Here is a 17,124-nt window from a genome sequence, read left to right as displayed (position 1 = left end):
CTTATTTGATGGGTGTATTATTTGCACTCTTTTATGTCTATATTTTAAATGCTCCAATTATTAAAAATATCTTTTTATCCTATAATAGTATGCAGAGCATTACACTTCCGTTTGTCATGGATTATGATACGCTCTTCTTACTTTTCTTCTTGTCTGTTCCTATTTATATTGCAGCGACAATCATTCCTTCCTGGCGTGTTGCTACTATTGATGCGGATGAGGTGATGCGATGATACAACTACACAATGTTATAAAAACTTATGACGATAAAGTACAGGCACTTAAAGGTGTTGATTTACAATTTAAAGAGGGTGAGTTTATTGTTTTAAAAGGGGTGAGTGGAAGTGGAAAAAGTACCATTCTCTCTTTGATTGCAGGACTTTTAAAACCAACATCTGGAGAGGTTATAGTAGATAATAAAAAAATCTCAAAACTGCCTGACCATTTTTGTAGTGAATTTAGACGCGATAATATTGGATTTATATTTCAAAGGTACAATCTTATCTCTACATTGAGTGTGCATGATAATATTGTACTGCCTCTATTTCCTGAAAACTTAGAGAGAGAGTTACTTGAAGAGAAATTTCAAAGAACAGTAACGCTATTTAATATCAAGCATAAAGAGGAGAGCTTGGTTAAAAATCTCTCGGGTGGTGAACAACAAAGGGTGGCAATAGCCCGTGCAAATGTAAATAATCCTAAAATTATACTAGCAGATGAACCAACAGCGAATTTGGATGAAAAACTCTCTTTGGATTTTATAGAGATTATGAGAGGGCTAAAAGCAACAAATAAAACAATTATTTTAGCAACGCATGACCCACTCTTTTTTCATTTGGATTTTGTAGATAGAATTATTGAAGTAAAAGATGGACAATGTTACTAACACCTGAAATACTCACACTTGATATTTTAAATATTCTATTTTTACTTTTTGCAACTGTGGCATTTTATTTTGCTGTCAAGATATTACTGCAGTATAAGGCAGATGAAACGACGGCACTACAGTATAAACTTGAAAAGCAGAGTTATCTTGTTGCAACAATTATAAAGTTTATTTTTGCTATTAAAATTCCACTATTTATCTTTTTTATATTTACCTTAGATAAAATTTCTACTGTTTTACCAGGGGCTATGTGTGGGGCAGGGGTTGTAAACGCAACGCAATATGGTACACCACTTATAATGTTGAAAATACTTAATCTATATCTTTTTGGTTACTGGATAGTTTTAAATAATGAAGATATGAAGCTTGAAGATAGAAGATATTTAAAATTGAAATTTTTTATCTTTAGTTTTGCCTATATTTTACTACTTATTGAAATTATTTTGCAGATGAGTATGTTCTTTTCTATTGATGTAAATAGTGTAGTTGATTGCTGTGGTTCTATTTACTCTACAACAAGTGGAACATATATGGCAGATATTATAGGAGCGAAACCGCTCTATTTGCTAACTCTTTTTTATGGTATTTATCTTTTTATCATTGCTGCCTATATTGCTAAAAATAGATACTTCTATTCTATTTTTAATCTTCTGTTTATGATTATTGCTCTTATCTCTTTGATTGGGTTTTTTGGAACATATATTTATGAATTACCAACGCATCATTGTCCATTTTGTATGTTACAAAAAGATTATCATTATGTAGGGTATTTCTTATATACTCTTCTTTTTGCAGGGACATTTTATGGAATTGTTCTAGGGCTTATTGCGTTTAGTAAAAAAGAGAATGATTTAAGATTTAAGATTTCACTATTTTTTGACACACTTTATGTTATTGTTATAACTGCGTATCCTCTCTTTTATTATTTTAAAAATGGAGTTTTTCTTTAGATATTGTTACCTGTACCAAATTTGTCGTTCCACCACTCATTTGGAGTATAAGTGCTTTTTTTAACACTTTCTTCATCAAAAGGGTATTCATAATTATTGCAGTATTTGAGTATAGTTTCATATGCTTCATTTATCTGCATACTCATCTGATTTGCTTTTTCAATATCATCTCTGTGCTTATCTGGATGCCATTTTTTCATAAGGTTTTTGTATCTGTTTTTAATCTCTTTTAGAGAAGATTTTTCACGAAGACCAAGGAGTGATTTGGCCTTCATAATTTTAGAAAAAGAGTTCAATGAAGATTAGTCTTGTTGATTTCTCATATATGCTGGAATATCAAGATAGTCGCTGTCTAAGTCTCCACCAACAACAAGTCGTGGACGAACCTTTGCACGAGGAGCTACTGGAGTTTCACTTACAAAGTCTTCATTATTTGTAGTGGCAAGATCTCTTTCAAAGCCAGTAGCGACAATAGTAATTTTCACATAATTTTCAGGAAGTGTAGTGTCTGTTGATGTTCCCCAGATAACTTCAGCATCATCATGCGCACTTTCATGAACAACATCCATGGCATCCGCAAGCTCTAACATTGGAAAGTCTGGATGCATACTAAAATGAACTAACACACCCATTGCGCCATTAATAGACATATTATCAAGTAGTGGAGATTCAATAGCAGCTTTAATAGCTTCATAAGCAGCATTTTCTCCCTCATGTTCGCCAACACCCATAAGTGCCATACCTTTATGACTCATAACAGTTTGTAAGTCAGCAAAGTCAAGGTTGATGTCATTATCTCCACTTGAGAGGATAACACCAGAAGTGCCACTAACAGCTTGTGCTAAAATTGCATCTACAATCTTAAAACTCTCTTTCAATCCAAGTTTTCTGTCTATGATAGAGAGAAGTTTATCATTTGGAATAACTACAATAGAATCACTCTCTTTTTTAAGTTCTTCCAATCCACTCTCAGCAAGTTTGAGCCTTCTGTTTCCTTCAAAGCGGAAAGGTTTTGTGACGACAGAGATAGTCAGCGCACCAACCTCTTTTGCAATTTGTGCAACAACTGGAGCAGCTCCTGTTCCTGTACCACCACCTAAACCAGCAGAGATAAATACAATATCTGCGCCATCAAGTGCTTCTCTTATCTCATCATAATTCTCCAATGCAGAATCTTTACCAATCTCTGGTTTCATTCCTGCACCAAGACCTTTAGTGAGCTTTGCTCCTATCTGAATGCGTGTTGCTGCGTTTGTCTCACTTAAGACCTGTGCATCAGTATTGATAAGCATCATTTCAATGCCTGTCACATTCTCATTGATCATGTGACCTATCATATTACCGCCGCCACCGCCAACACCGACTGCTATAATTCTTGCTCCGTTAGGATTATGTGCTTCTTCAACTATAAATGGTTCCATTATCTCACTCCTTTAAAATAACTGGGTCGCCCAGTTCCAAAACTTGTTCAAGCTACTTGCTTCATCACTCTTCTTCTCTTTTGCATCTTCCACTGCCAGATTAATCATTTTTGCTTTTTTCGGTTCTTCAGATGGTGCAACTGGAATATCTGGAGTGTTACTAAAATCAACACTACTTTGTTCTACTGGCATCTCATTTGTATGGCGTACACGTTTATTTACATCAATTTCATATCTTGTATATGCATTTGCAGAATACATAATAAGACCAATAGCACTAGAAAATTCCGGTCCTCTAAGAGAGTCGAAAAGTCCATTCATCTCCATTGGTTTTGCAAGCCTCACAGGTATTGAACCAAAAGTAGCAACAGCTAAGTCTCTAATACCATCCATTTTTGAAAAACCACCAGTCAGGACAATCCCTGCACCAATTTGATCTTTTAAGCCACTATTTTCAATAAACTGTGCCAAAATCATAAGGGTCTCTTCCACACGAGCAAAGATGACATTGTGTACAACTTCAAGAGAAACCTCATGTGTAGTGTTCTCATCTCCAATTATAGGTAACTCAATAAGTTCATTACTAGGTGTAAGTAATGAACCATAAGTCAACTTGACCTTGTCTGCAACATTAAGCGGTGTATGCAGTGCCATCGACAAATCACTTGTAACATGATTTGAACCGACACCAAGATATTCATTGTATCTTATTGAGTTGCCTGAATAGATAGCAATGTTACTTGTGTTGCCACCCATATCAATTACAGCAGCACCTAACTCTCTTTCATCTTCATTAAGCGTTGCAATAGCAGAAGCATAACTATTGAGCACAATATTCTCTACTTCAATGCCTGCTCCTTTTACCGCTTTTTTTAGATTATTTAGATTTGATTTTTGTGTTGTAATGATGTGTGTTTCAACTTCTAAGCGTGAGGCATTCATTCCCAATGGATCTTCAATGTAATCTTGATCATCCACTTTAAAATTAAAAGGAAGCGCATGAAGTACTTCATATTCATTTGGAATGTTAGCATTATATAAAGATGTATGCATAACACGTTTTATCTCTTCAAGAGATATTTCTTTACTTTGTATATTTACTATACCGTTAGAGTTTAAACTTTTTGTATAAGCTCCAGATATAGAGACAATGGCAGTTGAAATAGAACTGCCTGAAACTCGTTTGGCATCTTCTACTGCAGTTTTAATACTGCGAGAAGCTAATTCAATATTGGTAATACTACCTTTTTTTAGCCCTTGTGCCTTTGTTGTTCCAGCCCCTGTTATAGAGATGTCATTATTGTTATCTATTTCAGCAGTTATTGCACAGATTTTTGTAGAGCCAATATCGATGGCTAAAACAGTTCTACTCAACTTAGAGTCCTTTGATATATATCTCAGTTTTGTACATTTTTTGAAGCTTTTTAATTAAGCCTTCATTGAACATTGCACTTTTTAGCTTACGCATTTCACCATTCAATTTAATGTTAGTGTTAGGAAGCATTTTTTGTTCCAAAATGTTATACAAAATAACATTTCCATCATTAAGCGTTATAAAACCTTTTTTCTTATCACTAACAAAAAGTTTTTGTAAAAAGTTTGTTGCTTCTACTTTATCTAAAGCTGTGAGTTTATCTACTGCGTTTATAGTAACAAACCCTGTGGTATTACCTGAAAAATTCTTCAAAGAATTTGTAGCTAGTTTCACAATATTTGCTTTTCTCATCTCTGTCATATATATTGGTAGAAGTTCTTTTCTTGCAGCAGTAAAACTCTTTGCTTGCGCTGGTGTGATTTTTGTTAGTTTGAATATATAGTAACTCTCACCAACTTTAATAGGTTTCATAAATGGATCTGCAAGTGAGCGTTTTGATATTTTTACTAATGCTTCGGGAGTAAAAGGATTACTAGATTTAGAAACAGTAGCTTCTGTTGGTGTAACATCAGCTTTTAGTCTATCTTTTTTAAATGCTATATACATTCTTAACGCTTGTTCTTTTGTTGCTTTTTGATTTAATTCTTGAATAACCTGTTTTTTCGCTTTTGCTAAAAGAAGAATTTTTCCATCTTTTGCTTTATAGTGTGTTTTATTTTCTTGGTAGTAGTTTGTTATTTTTTTCGTATCATACTCTTTTGTAACAGGAGCTTGTTTTATAAACTTTACTTGGTATATAACATCACTCATAAAATCATTTTTGCGGCTTTGCCAGAATTTTTTGAGTTTTTCATCTGTAATATTTACTTTAATATTATTAAGTGTAATTTTTTTATATTTGATTTTATCTGCTATTTTAAATATTGAAGCAAGAATATTTTGCTCATTTTTTGAGACTTCAATAGGAAGGAGTTTAAGAGTTTTTTCTATTAATAACTCTTTTTTTAATTCAGTTTCATACTCTGTAGGTGTGAGTCTATTTTGTGCAAGTACTTGTTTGTATACTTCTTTATTGAAAACACCATTTTCTTGAAAAGCTTTTTGTGCTTCCAAGGCTTTTATTAGTTCATCATTTGTTGTAAGTAAATCATATGAAGAAGCAAGGTTTAAAATGAGTGCTTGTTGGAGTAAACTTTGAAGTGCTTGTTGTTTTAGTCCATATTGTTTTGCTTTTTCTTCATCAAAATTACCCTGTAGTGCTTGGCTATATTGGCTGTATAAACGAGAGTAAGCTTTTTGAAGTTGACTTTGAGAAATTTTAATATCTCCTACTTTTGCAACTGCTCCAGCTTTGTTTCCGTAGCTATATTGCCCCCATCCTACAAAACCAGCACCAATAAAAGCGATAGTTGAAATCCAAATAGTTATTATTAGCCACTTTTTGTGCCTTTGCATCCACGTAATCATATAAATTATACCTTCTGTATCAAATTTATGTAATTCTATGTAAATTCGTATTAAAACTTGATAAAGAGGCGCTACAAAGCTATAATTTGCTTATGAAAAATGAAGAATTGAAAAATAGAGACCTAGATGTCCTTTGGCATCCTTGTACTCAAATGAAAGATCATGAAACACTTCCTCTTATTCCTATAAAAAAAGCACATGGAATTTACTTGGAAGATTTTGAGGGTAATAGATATATAGATGCCATTAGTAGTTGGTGGGTAAATATGTTTGGACACACTAACAGTTATATAAATGAGAAGATAAAAGAGCAGTTAGAGAGCCTTGAACATGTCATACTTGCCGGATTTACACATGAACAGGTGGTAAAACTCTCTGAGAGACTTGTAGAGCTAACACCGCCACATTTAGATAAATGTTTTTATTCAGACAATGGCTCTTCTGCTGTTGAAGTAGCGCTTAAGATGAGTTTTCATGCACATTTGAATGATGGTATAACAAAACCCCTGTTTGTATCGCTCAAAAATTCATATCATGGTGAGACAATCGGTGCGCTTAGTGTTGGGGATGTAGAACTTTACAAAGATACCTATGCACCACTTCTTCTTGAAACTATTCAAACGCAGGTTCCCAAAGATATGAGTGAAGAAGCTGCACTAAACGCAGCTGCTGCGTTTGAGACTCTATGTGAGCAAAGAGCTGATGCAATAAGCGCTATAATTCTTGAACCATTGATTCAAGGAGCAGGGTATATGCATATGTATCATCCTCTCTTTTTGGTGCGTGTTCGAGAAATTTGTACAAAATATAATGTGCATCTTATCGCCGATGAAGTAATGGTTGGATTTGGGCGTACAGGCGAGCTATTTGCATCGCAAAAAGCGGGTATTTCTCCTGATTTTTTAGTGCTTTCAAAAGGGCTTACGGGAGGGTATCTGCCACTCTCTGTTGTACTGACTTCAAATGAAATTTATGCGAAATTTTATTGTGATTATAACAAACATAAAGCCTTTTTACATTCACACTCTTATACAGGAAATGCTCTTGCTTGTGCTGCTGCAAACGCAACACTCGATATTTTTGAAAATGAAAATATTATAGAAAAAAATAGAGAACTCTCTAGCTATATGGCACAAAAACTTCAAAAATTTGAGAAACTTCCAAATGTAAAAGAGATCCGTCAAACGGGCATGGTGGCTGTGGTAGAATTAAAAGGGTATGAACCGCAAGAGAGAATAGGCTTAAAAGTTTATAAGTACGGTTTGAAACATGGCGTTTTACTGCGACCACTTGGGCATATTGTCTATTTTATGCCGCCTTATATTATCACAAAAGAGGAGATAGATATAATGATGGATTGTGCTTATGAGGCTCTAAAGCACCTCTAAGCTATTTAAACCAGTTTTTCATTTTGTCTATTACGGAATCCAAAACACCTTCATGTGGTTTTGATTCTATTCCAAATGATTCTTGAAGTTTATTTAAGAGTTCGAGTTGCTCATCATTGAGCTTTTTAGGATACTGAATATTTACTACCGCAATAAGGTTACCTTTGCCATGTCCATGTACATCTTCAATTCCCTCGCCTCTAAAAGTAAAGCGTTGTTTGTCTTTTGTTCCAACATCAAGTTTGAGTTCTAGTTCACCTGTGAGTGATGGAATTGTAAGTGTATCACCTTTGATTGCCTGCGTAAAAAATACAGGAATTTCTATGTATACATCATTGTCATCTCTTATGAAATGTTTGTCTGGTTTTACCTCAAAAGTGACATATAAATCTCCACGATGCCCTTTCTTGCCAATATTTCCTTTGCCTGATACTCTTAGGCGATTACCACTGTCAATACCTTTTGGTACACTGATTTTGACTGTTTCTCTTACCTCTTCATAGCCGTGTCCATTACAAGTTTTACAAGGCTCTGTTGCTGCAGTTCCTGTTCCATTACAAACTGGACAGGTCTGTGAAAATGTCATAAAGCCCTGTTTCATGTAAATTTGGCCTTGACCTTTACATTGTGAACAGGTTGAAAGTTTTCCGTCTTTTGCACCGGTGCCTTTACATTTTTGACAAGATTTTTTGTAAGTGAATTCTATCTCTTTTTCACATCCAAAGATAGCTTCATTAAAATTAATATACATATCTACATTGATGTCAAGTGGGTATTTATCCATATCTGCGGGGTTTTGGCGTCTTCTTCCGCCCCCTCCACCAAATCCACTAAACATCTCTTCAAACATACTGCCTAAATCATCAAAACCAGAAGATGAACGAGAGCTACCTCCCATTCCTTGAAGACCCTCTTTTCCATAACGGTCATAAATACTTCGTTGTTGCTCATCGCTAAGACATTGATATGCTTCATTTACAAGTTTAAACTTATACTCTGCCTCTTTATCACCAGCATTTTTATCTGGATGATACTGTTTTGCCATTTTTCTATACGCTTTTTTAATTGTAGTCTTATCAGCATCACTTGATACTTCTAATATTTCATAATAGCTTAGGTTTTCCATTGTCGTAAAATCCTATATAATTTTTTTGCAATTATAGCAAATTTTTCACTGAGTTTTTGTATAATTCTTTTTATGAAAAGCAATACATTAATTCTCGTTTTATCACTCCTAATTTTAGGCTGCTCAAAGCAAGTAGAAACACCCTTACCTAAACTTCCAAATACCTATGGTATACCCGTTGTGTTTAGTGAACTTCCTGGCTTACAAAAAAATAATTTTCAAAATGTTTTAGATGATTTTATAAATAATTGCAGAAGTACTAAAGCACAAAAGATATATAGTTCTTTATGTCAAGAAGCAAAAAATAGTAGTAATGCAAAAGAGTTTTTACTTAATAATTTTCAAGTTTATAGAGTTTATAAGAAAAACGGTGCAAAAGAGGGGCTGCTTACCGGCTATTTTGAACCAGAATTACAAGGATCTCTGAAAAAGAGCAGTGTCTATAAATATCCACTTTATGCTACACCAAAAGATTTGGTGAATGTGGATTTAAGTGCTATTTACCCAGAACTGAAACACTATAGACTTCGTGGCAGATTAGAGGGAAATAAAATTGTTCCTTATGATAGTAGAGCAGAGATTAAACGCAGCGATATTAATAGTTCTGTTATATGTTACTGCAAATCAAAAATAGATAGATTTTTTTTAGAGGTGCAGGGTTCTGGAAAAGTTGTATTGGATAACAATAAAACAATCTATGTTGGGTATGCGAATCAAAATGGATATAAATATAGCTCCATTGGAAAATATCTTATAAATCATGGGGATATATCTGCAAACAATATCTCTTTGCAGTCCATAAAAGCCTGGTTAGAAGCGCATCCTAAAAAAATTGATACTGTTCTTAACCAAAATAAAGCAATGGTTTTCTTTGCTAAACGCAGTCAAGGTGCAACGGGTGCTCTCGGGTTAGAGTTAAGAGCAAAAAGTTCTGTAGCAGTTGATGGTCAATATATTCCACTTGGAAGTATGTTATACTTAAGTTCAAATTTTAAAAATAGAAAAATTGATAAATTTGTTTTTGCACAGGATGTTGGGGGCGCTATAAAAGGTTCTCTTCGTGCAGACTATTTTTTAGGCAGTGGAGAGCAAGCAATGCAAATAGCAGGAAAACTCAAAGCACCTCTGAAAATGTGGATAATTTTACCAAAAGAAGAAAGATTTATGAATGAATAATTCGCTAGAAAAATTTAATAGGCTGGTAGATGCTCTTGGTGAGCTTCCTACGATAGGAAAAAAATCAGCAACAAGACTTGCATACTATATGATAATGAATGATACTTACACTGGTATGAAAATATCACATGCTATTGAAGATGCCATAGGCAGCTTGAAGAAATGTAGGGAATGTGGTGGAATGAGTGAAGATGAATTATGTCATATCTGCTCCGATGAATCTCGTAACAGCTCTTTTTTATGTATAGTTGAGAATGCAAAAGACATTTTACTTTTAGAGGAGAATGGACTTTTTGATGGAAAGTATTTTGTTTTGGACTCTTTAGAAGAGTTGAGTATTGAGCATTTAGAAAATATTGCTAGAAATGGTGTGCAAGAAGTTCTCTTTGCTTTGACTCCATCAATTTCAAATGATGCAGTTATGCTCTACATTGAAGATAAATTGAGTGCTTATGAGATTAATTTTTCAAAAATTGCACAAGGTGTTCCAACGGGTGTAAGTTTGGAAAATATTGATTTGCTCTCTTTAACAAGAGCATTAGAGGATAGGGTGAGTGTATGATGAGAATTTTTTTACTACTATTACTGTTGTTTGTATATAGTTATGCTGATGATTATGAATTTTGTGAATCTGCTAAAAAATATGATGGAACAAAGAGTAAAATTGATATAAAGCATATTAAAAATGACGAATCTAAAGAGAGTATGGAAAAGTGGCTTGCTGGGGGCATTGCTCTTGAAGCATATAAGGTAAACTATTTACTTCCTTATGGTTACTCAAATAAAAAGTATCTCTCAAATGGTCGTCCAGTCAAGTATAGAAAGATAGAAGCAGAGTTACAAGTGAGTCTGAAACGCAAAATAGCAAAAAATCTCTTTGGTTTGCATGGCTCCTATTATCTTGCTTATTCTCATAAATCTTTTTGGCAGTTATATACAGATTCTGCACCGTTTAGAGAGACAAATTATAATCCAGAAGGATTTGTGGTATTTCCTGTAAATGATGATAAATATTTTATGAAAATACGCTCAGTAAAGTTTGCCCTCGCGCATATGTCTAATGGTCAACCAAACACCTCTGATGTTTATGTGGATGGAGGGAAAATGAATAATCTTTCTAAAAGTATAAATTATTTTTATTCAACAATACGAATGCAGCATGATACGCTTATTGTAGATTTGAGACTGCAGGCTCCACTAGGAGCTGGAGATAATTTAAGTGATAACCCGGATATTATGGATTATTTAGGATATAGCAATATTAAGCTTACCTATTTTTATAAAAAAAGTATATTGACTTTTATGGGAAGAGGTAACTTTGGGACACGAAGAGGAGCGTTAGAAGCAACATATTCATATCCTCTCCAAGATGAAACGAATCTATATATAAAATTTTTTAGTGGATATGGGGAGTCTCTGATTGATTACAATCGTAATTTAACAAAGTTTTCTATTGGGTTTAGTTTCTCTCGCTAAAGCTCGAAGCTCTTTCGCATATAGAGTTTAATTTGCTCTGTCTTAAGTGTATTATTTGTAAAGAGTTTATTTGCAAGAACACCTTGACCTAGGAGCATATCTGCACCATCTTTATACGTAAGTTTATGTTTAGAGGCAAGTTGTAAAAAAGGTGTAACTTTGCCATAAATTGCATCGGCTGCATATCTGGTATTATTTAAAATCTCTTCAAGTAGCTCTTTTGGTGCAGGAAGGGAGTTATCTTCAAGACCAGCACTTGTGGTGTTTACTACCAAATCATATGATGCTATTTTAAAATCATCCCAAGAACTTGTTTTACAGCCAAACTTTTTGAAATATGCAAGTCGTTTTGTACTTCTATTGAGTACTGAGACATTGATGTTCTCTTCTAAGAAGCGGATTGCAAGTGCTTTTGCCGTACCACCTGCACCGATAATTAAAATATTTTTGATATTCTTAAATTCACCAATAGCAAATAAAAATCCGTCTGCATCAGTATTGTAGCCAATAAGTTTGCCATTTTCATTAATAAGAGTATTGACAACGCCAATTTTTTTGGCAAAGCCTCTCACTTCATCACACGCTCTAAACGCAGCCTCTTTATGTGGAACAGTAACATTCGCACCAGAGAGTTTGAGTTTGAAAAAAGTCTCTTTTAGTTTTGTGGAATCCTCTAAAAGTGTACGGGTGTAGCACGCTTTGTAGTTGAGGTGTTTAAAAACAGAGTTGTGCATTAAAGGACTACGAGAGTGTGCGACTGGATTGCCAAATATGGAGAAAAGTTGCACTATTTTTTATCCAAATCTTCAAGAGAGTTTATTAATGCTCCAAGTTTATTGTTTACTTCAAGATACTCTAGTTCATTTTGACTATCAGCCACTATGCCCGCACCAGCCTGAAGCACTACTTTGTCCTCTTTTACCATGGCTGTTCTAATAGTTATGGCACTATCCATATTGCCATCAAATCCAAAGTAACCGACACTACCACTGTAAAAGCCTCGTTTAATTCCTTCATACTCTGCAATGAGTTCCATAGCACGAATTTTTGGAGCACCTGTCATTGTCCCTGCTGTAAAAGTAGCCATAAAAAGGTCAAACATATCTTTGTCTTCATTTATTCGTGCAACTACATCAGAGACAATGTGCATAACATGAGAGAATCGCTCAATATGCATTATATCTTCAACTTTTACACTGCCTGTTTTTGCAACGCGACCAACATCATTACGACCAAGGTCTATAAGCATAAGATGTTCTGCCAGCTCTTTGGGGTCATTGAGTAGTTCAATTTCAAGCTCTTTATCTTTCTGTTTTGTATCACCTCTTTTTCTTGTCCCCGCTATTGGACGCAAAAGAATTTCATCTTCAGTAAGTCTTACCATAACTTCAGGAGAAGAACCTACAATACTAAAATCTTCATACTCCATTAAAAACATATATGGAGAGGGATTTTTAGTGCGTAAAATTCTATAAAAACTAAAAGGATCTACTTTAATATACCTTGTAAAGCGATTTGTCATAAGTATTTGAAAAACATCACCACTTTTAATCATCTCTTTTGATTTGTCAATCATCTCAAAAAATTTCTCTTTAGAGTGTGCAAAAGTACCTTTATCATTACCAACATTATAAACTCTGTGTTTGTATGTATAGATACCTTTTAGGGTCTCTTCAATACTTTGAAATTTATTTGCATATTCACTAAGTGTTGAGATAAGTGTAATTTGATGATTTTTATGGGAATAGACAAGTATAAGTTTTGGTAAAATAAGATCTAAATCAGGTGTGTTTAACTCATCTTTGAGATTTTGCATAAATGATTGCAATTTCGGCTCAAAGACCTTCACCATATCATAGCCGATATAGCCTATGAAACCATCAACATAGCCAACATTTAATTTTTTTGTTGCTTCTTTATAAATGGTAGTATCTATATTCGCATAATACTTTTTAAGAAACTCAAAAGGGTTTTCATCTATAACTGTAGTTTTAGAATTTTCGTCAGTATATACTGTTTTGTTATCTATATATTGAAGTCTTTGTCTTGCCCCAATGCAGATAAAACTGTAATTTCCTTCACTTTGCCCAGCACTTTCAAAAAGATATGTGATTTCATTTTCAAACATCTTTTTGAGTTCTGAATAAACAGCTATGGGCGCGAGTTGGTCTAGTGTAAATTGCTTAGAATGTATCAATTTCTGCCTTAAGTAATGAATTATAGTTTAACTAAAAATGCTCCACGCACAACTTTTGAACGTAGTATCGCTTTTGCTTTGTTTGCCTCTTTTCTTGTCTTAAAAGGACCTACCAATACTTTATTGATATTTTTAATTTTATGATAAGAATATTTATAGCCTAGTTTTGTAATTGAATTTAAAAACTTTTTATTTGGTTTATATCTTGAAAAAGAACCTACCTGTACAAAATAAGCGTGCTTTAGTATTGCAACTTTTTCATGAGTTTTTTTAACTTTTTTAGGTAAAACTTTAGCTTTTACTACTCTTTGTTTTTTTTGTACAGTTTGTATTGTTGGAGTAGTTTTTACAGGTTCTTCTATATTTTCTACCTGTGTCGCTGCACTCTCTTGTTTGAGTTTTTTTGCAATATGGTCAAGATTTGTATCTTCTTGTTTGTTCTCTTGTACTACAGGAACATCTTCAAAAAGAGGTTCTTTATCGAGGGCATTTTCACTTGCCACTTGTGCTTTTGGTTCAGGAGGAAGAACAGCTTGAGGTAGATTACCTGTTCCTTTTGAATTTATTGAGTTCATAAGCATAACGACTACAATGAGCACAACGCCAAGTGTCGCAATAGCTAATATAATTTTTTTATTGGAATTCGATGAACCACCTTTGTTTAGTACAATGTCACTCAGTTCGTTTTTCTCATCCATAATTTCACCTCAATTTTTTATTTTTTCAATAATACCAAAAATATTACAATGTTACAAGTTATAAATAGACTTCTTGCAAAACTTAGATATGTTTCAGCAATTTATAGAGAGTTTTAATTAAGGCAGATGTTCTTCAGCGTAGCCGTAGCTACGGTGAAGGTTATCTAACGCAGAGTAAAGCTCTCTATAAATTGCCCAAAGGGAGGAATAAAAAAAGCGAACTTGCACAAAACTTTTTCTCACCGTAGCTGTAGCTACGCTTCAAAAAAGATTTTGCACAATTTCATCTTTTTTTCTTTCCTCTGAAACATATCTAAGTTCTGCAAGAAGTCTAATATATTTTACATATGTTTTGACCAAGATGCTCCACGCTCTTTTGCATAAACCTCATAAGGGAGTGTCAGTATGTTGTACTCTTCTGGAGTATCGTTGTTAGGAAACATCTTCCACTGTTTTGGCTGTTTAGCAGCAAGTTTCATACTTATCATCTTTCCAAGTTGTATAGCTTCTTGCAGCGTAGTATGCCCTTTATGGATATAAAGATGGAGATGCCCTTTAGTCTTTGTCTCATACGCTGTAAAGTTGATATAACCCTCTTCGCGAAGAAGAAGTTGTGCACGATGATAAAATCTTTCAGGATCTCTTCCATTATAATCAATAACAATATTTTCAACTACACCTTTTTTGTCTGCAACAGAGTGTGCAACAGTGATTTCACCTTTGATGTGTTTGTTAATAATTGCTTGCGTGAGAGGAGCATTTACTTTTTCAAATTTATTATAAAAAGTACGCCCTTTAAAAGAGATTTTATCTACTACTGAATCACGCTTGATCCAGTAGTGGTCACTCACCATCTTTATAAGTTTTAAATCCATGGCAGTCATAAAAATACCTTAGTATGTTGGTTGGTTATAAATTACAAAGTTTTGTGCAAGTTCTTTTAGTTCTTCTTTGATTTGTGCCTGTAACTCTGTGTTGGTAATGTCATCTAAAACATCAGCCATTTTGTTTGCAATGAGTTCAAACTCTTTCTCTTTCATTCCTCGAGAAGTAAGTGCAGGAGAACCAACGCGAATACCAGAAGTAACAAATGGACTTCTTGTCTCACCTGGAACAGTGTTTTTATTTACTGTTATACCTGCGTTTCCAAGAGCTGCATCAGCCTCTTTTCCTGAGATCTCTTTACCAACAAAGCTTACAAGTACAAGATGATTGTCTGTTCCATCGGAGACTACATTGTATCCTCTTTTCATAAGCACATCTGCAAGAATCGCTGCGTTTACTTTTACCTGTTTCGCATACTCTTTCCATTCAGGGCTAAGATTATGTTTAAATCCAACTGCTTTTGCTGCAATTACATGAACAAGTGGTCCACCTTGAAGGGCAGGGAAAATTGCAGAGTTGATTTTTTTTGCAATATCTTCATCATTTGTCATAATCATACCACCACGAGGACCTGCAAGAGTTTTATGAGTAGTTGTTGTAACAACATGTGCATAAGGGAATGGACTAGGGTGTTCACCAGCAGCAACAAGACCAGCAATGTGTGCAATGTCAGCAAAAAGAATAGCACCAACTTCATCAGCTATTTCACGAAAGCGTTTAAAGTCAATCTCTCGTGCATACGCAGAAGCACCACAAACGATGATTTTTGGTTGTACAATCTTAGCAATGTCTAAAACTCTGTCGTAGTTGATGCGACCATCAAGCTCAACACCATAAGTAAATGAGCTGTAGTTTTTACCAGAAAATGATGGTTTTGAACCATGAGTAAGATGCCCACCATGGCTTAAATCCATACCTAGAAGTTTATCACCAGCTTTAATAAGTGCTGCATAGACGGCACCATTTGCCTGAGAACCTGAGTGTGGTTGTACATTTGCATATTTACAACCAAAAAGTTCACATGCTCTGTCAATTGCTAATTGTTCTACACCATCTGCATACTCACATCCGCCGTAGTAGCGTTTAGCAGGGTATCCTTCGGCATATTTGTTTGTAAAAACAGAGCCCATAGCTTCCATAACTGCAGGAAGTGTAAAATTTTCAGATGCAATCATCTCTAAATGGTCAGTTTGTCTCTCTAGCTCTTTTTCGCATAAGTTAAATACTTCTTCGTCAAACTCTTTTAAAAAACTCATAGGGGTAAATTCCTTGTAAAAATTAAAATATGCTCATTGTACTAAAAATATAATAATAAAGTTCTGAATACTATCAGCAGTCTAGACTAAGTAAAAGAAAATAATTTTCCTTTAAGTCTATCTATGTAATAATACATTAATTCATCGTCAAAAAAGGATAAAACATGAGACAATATGAAACATATAGATGTAACAAATGTGGTAATATAGTGGAAGTGCAAAGTGTGGGTGGAGGAGAGCTTCATTGTTGTGGTGAGGCTATGGAAATGGTCACAAAATCACTTACTTTAGTGAACCTTATGAAAGCATTTGCAGGAGAATCTCAAGCAAGAAATAGATATGAGTATTATGCAAAAGCAGCTCAAAAAGAGGGGTATAGAGATATAGCAGCACATTTTCAAAGAGCAGCAAATAATGAAAAAGAGCATGCAAAACTTGAATTAGCACTGCATAATAGAATGAAGTTTGAGAGAGAAAATAATTTTGGCACAACTGCTGAAAACTTACAAGATGCTATTAATGGTGAACATTACGAAAATTCTAGTATGTATCCTGATTTTGCTGCGGTTGCGAAAGCAGAGGGTGATAAGGAAGCTGCAAGACTCTTTAGTGCTATTGGAAAAGTAGAAGTAGAACATGAGAAAATGTATAGAATGCTTTTAGAACGATTGAATGCCGATCATGAGTTTGAGAGTGATGAAGAAGAAGCGTGGATTTGTGAAGTATGCGGACATATTCATTATGGGAAAAAAGCTCCTGAAAAATGCCCTGTGTGTAAACATCCAAAAGAGTATCAGTCTCGTTTAGTTGAGACGAAATAGAG

At 34.4% G+C, this 17,124-nt stretch carries 17 protein-coding genes and 1 pseudogene; 8 read left to right on the top strand and 10 right to left on the bottom strand.

The annotated features are described in order from the left end of the window. The 3 genes and pseudogenes from MVY38_RS02605 to MVY38_RS02595 form a co-directional block, all read left to right on the top strand. Positions 1-233, top strand: a pseudogene (locus MVY38_RS02605) (ABC transporter permease); the annotation flags it as partial. Beyond that, positions 230-886, top strand: a complete 657-nt coding sequence (locus tag MVY38_RS02600) for an ABC transporter ATP-binding protein (RefSeq protein ID WP_297483314.1) — start codon at positions 230-232, stop codon at positions 884-886. The pseudogene MVY38_RS02605 and the gene MVY38_RS02600, both read left to right, overlap by 4 nt. Continuing rightward, complete coding sequence (locus tag MVY38_RS02595; RefSeq protein ID WP_297483311.1) at positions 877-1,836, top strand: hypothetical protein; 960 nt, start codon at positions 877-879, stop codon at positions 1,834-1,836. Before MVY38_RS02600 ends, MVY38_RS02595 begins: the two co-directional genes overlap by 10 nt. Here MVY38_RS02595 and MVY38_RS02590 read toward each other — a convergent pair. Genes MVY38_RS02590 through MVY38_RS02575 form a run of 4 tightly spaced genes read right to left on the bottom strand, consistent with a single transcriptional unit; the run spans position 1,833 to position 6,099 of the window. Then, a complete protein-coding gene (locus tag MVY38_RS02590) occupies positions 1,833-2,111 on the bottom strand; it encodes a J domain-containing protein (protein WP_297483308.1) in 279 nt (92 codons plus the stop codon). The two genes, MVY38_RS02595 and MVY38_RS02590, sit on opposite strands and share 4 nt — an antisense overlap. Positions 2,112-2,138: 27 nt before the next feature. Continuing rightward, complete coding sequence (gene ftsZ, locus MVY38_RS02585; RefSeq protein WP_297433409.1) at positions 2,139-3,257, bottom strand: cell division protein FtsZ; 1,119 nt, start codon at positions 3,255-3,257, stop codon at positions 2,139-2,141. Positions 3,258-3,269: 12 nt separating this feature from the next. Next, a complete protein-coding gene (gene ftsA / locus MVY38_RS02580; RefSeq protein WP_297483305.1) occupies positions 3,270-4,631 on the bottom strand; it encodes a cell division protein FtsA in 1,362 nt (453 codons plus the stop codon). 1 nt (position 4,632) lies between these two features. Continuing rightward, on the bottom strand, positions 4,633-6,099 hold the full coding sequence (locus MVY38_RS02575) for a peptidylprolyl isomerase (RefSeq protein ID WP_297483302.1): 1,467 nt from the start codon (positions 6,097-6,099) through the stop codon (positions 4,633-4,635). A gap of 92 nt (positions 6,100-6,191) precedes the next feature. On the opposite strand from MVY38_RS02575, the gene MVY38_RS02570 reads away from it, so the two are divergent. Then, positions 6,192-7,487: an adenosylmethionine--8-amino-7-oxononanoate transaminase gene (locus MVY38_RS02570; protein WP_297483299.1), complete on the top strand. Its 1,296-nt coding sequence runs from the start codon at positions 6,192-6,194 to the stop codon at positions 7,485-7,487. Position 7,488: 1 nt separating this feature from the next. Here the strand turns inward: MVY38_RS02570 and dnaJ are convergent, their stop codons facing one another. Continuing rightward, positions 7,489-8,613: a molecular chaperone DnaJ gene (gene dnaJ, locus MVY38_RS02565; RefSeq protein WP_297483296.1), complete on the bottom strand. Its 1,125-nt coding sequence runs from the start codon at positions 8,611-8,613 to the stop codon at positions 7,489-7,491. A 72-nt stretch (positions 8,614-8,685) separates the two neighbouring features. Between dnaJ and MVY38_RS02560 the strand changes: the two genes are divergently transcribed. The 3 genes from MVY38_RS02560 to MVY38_RS02550 are packed head-to-tail and all read left to right on the top strand — an operon-like array spanning position 8,686 to position 11,265. Further along, positions 8,686-9,789 (top strand): murein transglycosylase A, encoded by a 1,104-nt coding sequence (locus MVY38_RS02560; protein ID WP_297483294.1) that lies wholly within the window; start codon positions 8,686-8,688, stop codon positions 9,787-9,789. After that, positions 9,782-10,351: a recombination mediator RecR gene (gene recR, locus MVY38_RS02555; protein ID WP_297483291.1), complete on the top strand. Its 570-nt coding sequence runs from the start codon at positions 9,782-9,784 to the stop codon at positions 10,349-10,351. The genes MVY38_RS02560 and recR overlap by 8 nt, the downstream gene beginning before the upstream one ends. Further along, positions 10,348-11,265 carry a phospholipase A gene (locus MVY38_RS02550; RefSeq protein WP_297483288.1) on the top strand — a complete coding sequence of 306 codons (918 nt, stop codon included), beginning with the start codon at positions 10,348-10,350 and terminating at the stop codon, positions 11,263-11,265. The genes recR and MVY38_RS02550 overlap by 4 nt, the downstream gene beginning before the upstream one ends. Here MVY38_RS02550 and MVY38_RS02545 read toward each other — a convergent pair. From MVY38_RS02545 to MVY38_RS02525, 5 genes are all read right to left on the bottom strand, one after another. Beyond that, entirely contained in the window at positions 11,262-12,053 is a 792-nt protein-coding gene (locus tag MVY38_RS02545) for a shikimate dehydrogenase (protein WP_297483286.1), read from the bottom strand. The genes MVY38_RS02550 and MVY38_RS02545 overlap by 4 nt on opposite strands. Continuing rightward, entirely contained in the window at positions 12,053-13,462 is a 1,410-nt protein-coding gene (locus MVY38_RS02540) for an anthranilate synthase component I family protein (RefSeq protein WP_297483283.1), read from the bottom strand. The genes MVY38_RS02545 and MVY38_RS02540 overlap by 1 nt, the downstream gene beginning before the upstream one ends. A gap of 20 nt (positions 13,463-13,482) precedes the next feature. Then, positions 13,483-14,160 (bottom strand): SPOR domain-containing protein, encoded by a 678-nt coding sequence (locus tag MVY38_RS02535; RefSeq protein WP_297483280.1) that lies wholly within the window; start codon positions 14,158-14,160, stop codon positions 13,483-13,485. A gap of 341 nt (positions 14,161-14,501) precedes the next feature. Next, on the bottom strand, positions 14,502-15,044 hold the full coding sequence (locus MVY38_RS02530) for a DUF1882 domain-containing protein (RefSeq protein WP_297483277.1): 543 nt from the start codon (positions 15,042-15,044) through the stop codon (positions 14,502-14,504). Between the two features lie 9 nt (positions 15,045-15,053). After that, the gene (locus tag MVY38_RS02525; protein WP_297483274.1) at positions 15,054-16,301 is read right to left on the bottom strand and encodes a serine hydroxymethyltransferase; all 1,248 of its coding nucleotides are present in this window, start codon (positions 16,299-16,301) and stop codon (positions 15,054-15,056) included. 164 nt (positions 16,302-16,465) lie between these two features. On the opposite strand from MVY38_RS02525, the gene MVY38_RS02520 reads away from it, so the two are divergent. Further along, positions 16,466-17,122, top strand: coding sequence for a ferritin family protein (locus MVY38_RS02520; RefSeq protein WP_297483269.1), 657 nt, complete (start codon positions 16,466-16,468; stop codon positions 17,120-17,122). The last annotated feature ends 2 nt before the right edge of the window (positions 17,123-17,124 follow it).

Origin of the sequence: Sulfurimonas sp., from assembly GCF_027056685.1 — a bacterium.
Lineage (GTDB): Bacteria > Campylobacterota > Campylobacteria > Campylobacterales > Sulfurimonadaceae > Sulfurimonas.
The sequence above is the reverse complement of the archived record's forward strand: the minus strand, read 5'-3'. Positions and strand labels throughout refer to the sequence as shown.